Origin of the sequence: Caballeronia choica (genome assembly GCF_001544535.1) — a bacterium.
Classification (GTDB): domain Bacteria; phylum Pseudomonadota; class Gammaproteobacteria; order Burkholderiales; family Burkholderiaceae; genus Caballeronia; species Caballeronia choica.
On the sequence record NZ_FCON02000048.1, the window covers coordinates 48013 to 54203 of the forward strand.

The 6191-nt window shown below is 63.0% G+C and carries 7 protein-coding genes; all 7 read left to right on the forward strand.

Annotated features, from left to right (window positions below; all coding sequences use genetic code 11):
• Window positions 1–2 precede the first annotated feature (2 nt).
• Window positions 3–944: a formylmethanofuran--tetrahydromethanopterin N-formyltransferase gene (gene fhcD, locus AWB68_RS21145; RefSeq protein ID WP_087646309.1), complete on the forward strand. Its 942-nt coding sequence runs from the start codon at window positions 3–5 to the stop codon at window positions 942–944.
• Complete coding sequence (locus AWB68_RS21150; protein ID WP_087646298.1) at window positions 941–1762, forward strand: formylmethanofuran dehydrogenase subunit C; 822 nt, start codon at window positions 941–943, stop codon at window positions 1760–1762. The genes fhcD and AWB68_RS21150 overlap by 4 nt, the downstream gene beginning before the upstream one ends.
• Window positions 1763–1824: 62 nt before the next feature.
• Window positions 1825–2403: a cytochrome b gene (locus AWB68_RS21155; RefSeq protein ID WP_087646299.1), complete on the forward strand. Its 579-nt coding sequence runs from the start codon at window positions 1825–1827 to the stop codon at window positions 2401–2403.
• A gap of 817 nt (window positions 2404–3220) precedes the next feature.
• Window positions 3221–4141: a pyrroloquinoline quinone biosynthesis protein PqqB gene (pqqB, locus tag AWB68_RS21170; RefSeq protein WP_087646302.1), complete on the forward strand. Its 921-nt coding sequence runs from the start codon at window positions 3221–3223 to the stop codon at window positions 4139–4141.
• Between the two features lie 20 nt (window positions 4142–4161).
• Window positions 4162–4872 (forward strand): pyrroloquinoline-quinone synthase PqqC, encoded by a 711-nt coding sequence (gene pqqC, locus AWB68_RS21175; RefSeq protein ID WP_125482988.1) that lies wholly within the window; start codon window positions 4162–4164, stop codon window positions 4870–4872.
• Entirely contained in the window at window positions 4869–5135 is a 267-nt protein-coding gene (pqqD, locus tag AWB68_RS21180; protein ID WP_087646304.1) for a pyrroloquinoline quinone biosynthesis peptide chaperone PqqD, read from the forward strand. The genes pqqC and pqqD overlap by 4 nt, the downstream gene beginning before the upstream one ends.
• A gap of 4 nt (window positions 5136–5139) precedes the next feature.
• Window positions 5140–6191: pyrroloquinoline quinone biosynthesis protein PqqE (gene pqqE, locus AWB68_RS21185; RefSeq protein WP_087646305.1), on the forward strand; the 1052-nt coding region annotated here is incomplete at its 3' end.

The following is a 6191-nucleotide window of genomic DNA, read 5'->3' on the forward strand; positions in this document are numbered from 1 at the left end:
CCATGCAGATCAACGAAACGCTCATCGACGACACCTTCGCGGAAGCCTTCCCGATGAAGGCGACGCGCCTCATCATCACCGCCCACACGTCAAAGTGGGCGCGCAACGCCGCGCTCTCGCTGACGGGTTTCGCGACCTCGGTGATCGACTGCGGCTGCGAAGCCGGCATCGAACGCGAGCTCGCCGCCGAAGAAACGCCCGACCAGCGCCCCGGCATTTCGGTGCTGATGTTCGCGGTGTCGTCGAAGGAACTGGCGAAGCAGATCGCGCGGCGCGTCGGCCAGTGCGTGCTGACGTGCCCGACGACGGCCGTCTACAGCGGCATCGATCCGGCGACGAGCCGCGCGCCGCTTTCCGACAACGCGCCGCTCGGTGGCGGCCTGCGTTTTTTCGGCGACGGCTGGCAGATATCGAAGATGATGGGCACCACGCGCTACTGGCGCGTGCCCGTGATGGACGGCGAGTTCGTTTGCGAGGAAAGCACAGTCACGGTGAAAGCGGTCGGCGGCGGCAACCTGCTCTTTCTCGCGCGCGATATCGATTCGGCGCTCGCCGCCGCCGAAGCCGCCGTGACCGCGATGCACGCGTTGCCGAACGTGATCACGCCGTTTCCGGGCGGCGTCGTGCGCTCGGGGTCGAAGATCGGCTCGAAGTACGCGGGCGCGACGGCATCCACCAACGACGCGTTCTGCCCGACACTGATCGGCTTGTCGAAGAAGAGCGAACTCACGGCGGACGTCGCGTGCGTGCTGGAGATCGTGATCGATGGTCTCACCGACGCCGATGTCGGCGCCGCGATGACGGCGGGCATCGCCGCCGCCACGCAGCTCGGGCGCGCGGCGGGCGTGCTGCGAATCTCGGCCGGCAACTACGGCGGCAAGCTCGGCCCTTACCACTTCCATCTGCGCGAGCTGGCGGCACGGATTGGCGGGGAGCCCGCATGAACACGATCGCGCTTCGTGTAAGAACTGCACCGGGCTTTCGCGTGGATGCGTCGAAATTGCTGCCTGCTTCGCTCGCGGCGCTCTCCGCCGACGAGATCGCGCGACTCGCGCTACCCGCGGGCAACGCGACTTGTGCAGTCGGCGACCTGTTCGACGTGACGCTCTCGGACAGCGAATCGCCCATGCTGATCGTGGAAGGCGACACGCGCTGGCTCGACCGGCTTGGCGCGCGTCTGGCGCAAGGCCGCATCGAGGTGCACGGCTCGGCCGGCGCCTGTGCGGGCCTCGGCATGACAGGCGGCGAGCTTCATATCGACGGCGACGCTGGCCGCTTCACCGGCTGCGAGATGCGCGGCGGGCGGCTCACCGTCACCGGCAACGCCGGCGACTTCGCCGCTGGCGCGCTGCCCGGCGACATGGAAGGGATGACGGGCGGCACGCTGACGATCCACGGCAACGCGGGTGCGCGACTTGCTGACCGGATGCGCCGCGGCCTCGTGCTGGTCGGCGGCGACGCGGGCGATTTCGCGGCATCGCGGATCGTCGCGGGGACGGTCTGCATTGCGGGGCGGATCGGCACACACTATGCGTATGGGATGCGGCGCGGCACGTTGTTGCTGGCGCGCGAACCGGACCGCCTGCCACCCACGTTCACGGGCGGCGGACATGGCTTTCACGTCTTCTGGTCGCTTTTTGTGCGTTCGCTTGCTCGCGAGATCGCGCCGTTTTCGGCATTGGACGCGAGCGCGTTGCCGAGACGCCACGCCGGCGACCTCGCGGTGGATGGACGAGGGGAATTGCTGATCGCGCAATCCTAGTCACGAGATAAGAATAGAACAGACGTCAGATTTAAGGACATCCTTCAAAGAGGAAGCTCGACATGAATGCTGCGCATTCGCCCGGAGCGACGCGCGATCCTGGGGGACTGGGAAATGCCGCTGCGCCGCGCTTCGCCTTGCCGCTTATTGTGCTGCACTGGCTGATTGCGCTTGGCATCATCGCGATGCTTGGCATTGGCCTTTATATGGTCGGCTTGCCGAAGGGTTTGCCGTTCAAGTCGACGGTGATCAACTTCCACAAGTCGCTTGGCATGACGGTTTTCCTGCTGGTGCTGATCCGCATCATGGCACGCATGGCCTACGGTCGACCGCCTCTGCCGCCGATGCGAGCGTGGCAACGCGCCGCCGCGAGTATCACGCAGGGTCTTTTATATGTGGGAATGGTCGCGATGCCATTGACTGGCTATCTTGGGTCATCGTTCAACAAGTACGGTACGAAGTTTTGGGGTTTGGCGCTGCCGCAGTGGGGTTGGGATGATGCGCACCTGCGGCATGTGTTTTTCACTATTCACGGGGTGATTGCGTGGGTGATGATCGGACTGATCGTTTTGCATTTTGCTGGCGCTATGAAGCATCAGTTGATCGACCGTGATGGGTTGGTCAGGAGGATGTTTCCGTGAAGGGTGATCGCTGGCGCTTGGGGGCGGGGTTGGGGTTGGGGTTGGGGTTGGGGTTGGGGTTGGTGTTTACGCCGTTTGATGCGCTTAGGCTTCTATGGAACTTGTTTTCTTCTTGGTCTATTTGCTCTGCCCCTGTCCGGGGCGGGACTCACTTTCTTTGCTGCTGCAAAGAAAGTAAGCAAAGAAAGCAGCTTTCAAACGCCAGCCCTAACCCGTCTTCACTCGCGCTTGAAACGGAGTGGTTCAACCGGGGGAGTGTCGTTAGCGGGGTTTCATCGTTGTTGGCATGTAGAAAAGGCGCGCACCTCGCACCGCTACACGGAGTGGATCAGCAGTCATTCATCCGTCCCGGCACTTCGTGCCCGACGACAGGTCTGCCAAGCGGTGAATTGAAGCATGCAGCAAGCACGAACGTAGGATGTAGATATAGCGATAGCGATAGCGATGGGCGTTGGTTTTGCCTGACGGGCGAGCGCGAAGCGCGAGGCTGGATGTATGACTGCTGGTCCACTTCGTATAGCGGTGCGACGCGCGCGCCTTTTCTACATGCCAACAACGATGAAACCCCGCTAACGACACTCCCCCGGTTGGACCACTCCGAGGGAACAGTCTGGCGGCGACTGGCAAGCATTCGCGGTGGGAAGCTGCTTTCTTTGCTTACTTTCTTTGCAGCAGCAAAGAAAGTGAGTCCCGCCCCGGACAGGGGCAGAGCTAATAAACTAAAAACAATACAAGTTCCACAGAAGCGCATAAACATCAAACGGTGTAAACACCAAACCCACCCCTACCCCCAAGCGCCAGCGAAAGGCCAACCGCAATGAAAATCAAAGTCCTGGGCTCATCGGCCGGCGGTGGCTTCCCGCAATGGAACTGCAACTGCCGCAACTGCGCCGGCGCGCGCACCGGCACGCTAAAAGCCACCCCCCGCACCCAATCCTCGATCGCGGTAAGCGAAAACACCCACGATTGGCTACTCGTGAACGCCTCCCCCGATATCCTCGCGCAAATCGCCGCGAACCCCGAACTCCAACCGGCACGCCGCCCACGCGATTCCGGCATCGCAGCCGTCCTCACCATCGACGCGCAAATCGATCACGTCACCGGCCTCCTCATGCTGCGCGAACGCGACACGCCGCTGCCGCTCTACGTGACCGACCCGGTATGGCAAGACCTGTCCACCGGCTTCCCCATCACGTCGATCCTCTCGCATTACTGCGGCATCGAGCGCCACCGCATCGACCTCGATGGCAAAGCAATCACCATCGCCGCCCTGCCGCATGTGCGCATCGAAGCGCTGCCGCTCACCAGCAAGGCGCCGCCCTATTCGCCGCATCGCGAAGCACCCGAGCGCGGCGACAACATCGGCCTCGTCTTCATCGATACCGCATCCAACAAGCGCGCGTTCTACGCGCCAGGCCTCGGCGCGATCGAGCCGCATGTCTACGAGGCCATGTCCAACGCGGACCTGATCCTCGTCGACGGCACGCTCTGGACCGACGACGAAATGATCCGCCTCGGCCTCTCGAAGAAGACCGGCGCCGACATGGGCCATCTCGCGCAATCAGGCACGGGCGGGATGATCGAAGTGCTCGATTCCATCGACCGGCCGAACGTGCGCAAGGTGCTCATCCACATCAACAACACGAACCCGATCCTCGTCGAGGACAGCCCCGAGCGGCGCGTGCTGACCGAGCACGGCATCGAGGTCGCCAGCGACGGCATGGCGTTCAAACTATGAACACGCAGGGAGCTTCATCGATGATCGACACGACGGACGACGCGAAACCCGCCTGGACCCGCGATGAGTTCGAAGCGCAACTGCGCGCGAAAGGCACCGCGTATCACATTCATCATCCGTTCAACGTGAAGATGAATAGCGGCGGCTGTTCGCGCGAGCAGATTCGTGGCTGGGTCGCGAATCGCTTCTACTATCAGATCAATATCCCGCTCAAGGACGGCGCGGTCATCTCCAACTGCCCCGATCGCGAGACGCGACGCCGCTGGGTGCTGCGCATCCTGGATCACGATGGCTACGGCGACCAGGAAGGCGGCATCGAAGCGTGGGCCCGCCTCGGCGATGCAGTCGGTCTCACGCGCGATGAACTGGGGTCGCTCAGGCTCGTGGCGCCTGGCGTGCGCTTCGCTGTCGATGCCTACGTGAATTTCGCGCGCCGCGCGCCGTGGCAGGAGGCAGTCTGTTCGTCCCTCACCGAGATGTTCGCGCCGCAGATTCACAAGGACCGGCTCGCGACCTGGCCCGAACATTATCCGTGGATCGAGCCGGTCGGCCTCGCGTATTTCCGCTCGCGTATCACGCTCGCGCAACGCGACGTCGAACATGGGCTCGAAGTCACGCTCGACCATTTCAAGCGGCGCGAGCAGCAGGAACGCGCGCTCGAAATCCTGCAGTTCAAGCTCGACATCCTCTGGACCATGCTCGATTCCATCGAAAAGGCCTTCCCCCAATGAGCGACACCAGCGAGCTTCGTCCCAAGCTTAAGAAGCTGTTCCGCCTGCAATGGGAACCGGCGCAGGACGCGCACGTCCTGCTCTATCCCGAAGGCATGGTGAAGCTGAACCAGAGCGCGGCGCAGATTCTTCTGCGCTGCGACGGCACGCGCGATCTGCCCACGCTCGTCGCCGATCTGGAGCAGGCGTTCAACACCACCGGGCTCGATGCCGACGTGCGCGCGTTCATCGCCGGCGCGCAAACGCGCGGCTGGCTGGAGTAAGAGCATGACCGATCTATCGCAACCGATGGCTGAAGCACAACCGGCGACCATCGCGCCGCCGCTGTGGCTGCTTGCCGAACTGACCTATCGCTGCCCGCTGCATTGCGTGTTCTGCTACAACCCGGTGAACTACACGGATCACAGCAGCGAATTGAGCACGGCGGAGTGGGTTGACGTGTTGCGTCAGGCGCGCGCGCTGGGCGCCGCGCAACTCGGCTTTTCCGGCGGCGAGCCGCTGTTGCGCGACGATCTGGAAGAACTCGTCGCGGAGGCGCGCAAGCTCGGCTTCTATACGAACCTGATCACCTCGGGGATCGGGCTGACCGACAAGCGCCTCGACGCACTCAAGGAAGCGGGCCTCGATCACATCCAGTTGTCGTTTCAGGACTCGACGCAGGAACTCAACGACTTCCTCAGCAGCACGCGCACGTTCGAACTGAAGAACCGCGTCGCGCAGGCGATCAAGGCGCATGGCTTTCCGATGGTGCTCAACTGCGTGCTGCATCGCTATAACCTGCCGCACGTCGACAAGATCATCGACATGGCGCTGCAGATGGGCGCCGAATATCTCGAACTCGCGAACACGCAGTACTACGGCTGGGCGCATACGAACCGCGCGCAACTGATGCCGACCGCCGAGCAACTGAAGGAAGCGGAAGCGGTCGTCGAGCGCTATCGGCGGGAAATCGGCGACAAGTGCAGGATCTTCTTCGTCGTGCCCGATTACTTCGAGCGCCGGCCCAAGCGCTGCATGAACGGCTGGGGCTCGGTGTTCCTCGGCATCGCGCCGGATGGCGCCGCGCTGCCGTGTCACACGGCGCGCTCGCTGCCGGGCCTGACCTTTCCAAACGTCAAGGAGATGACGGTCAGGGAAATCTGGTACGAGAGCGATGCGTTCAACCGCTTTCGCGGCTTCGACTGGATGAAGGAGCCTTGCCGCAGTTGCGACGAGAAGACGATCGATCTCGGCGGCTGCCGCTGTCAGGCGTATCTGCTCACGCAAGACCCGGCGAATGCCGATCCGGTTTGCGACAAGTCACCGCATCACGAAAGCGT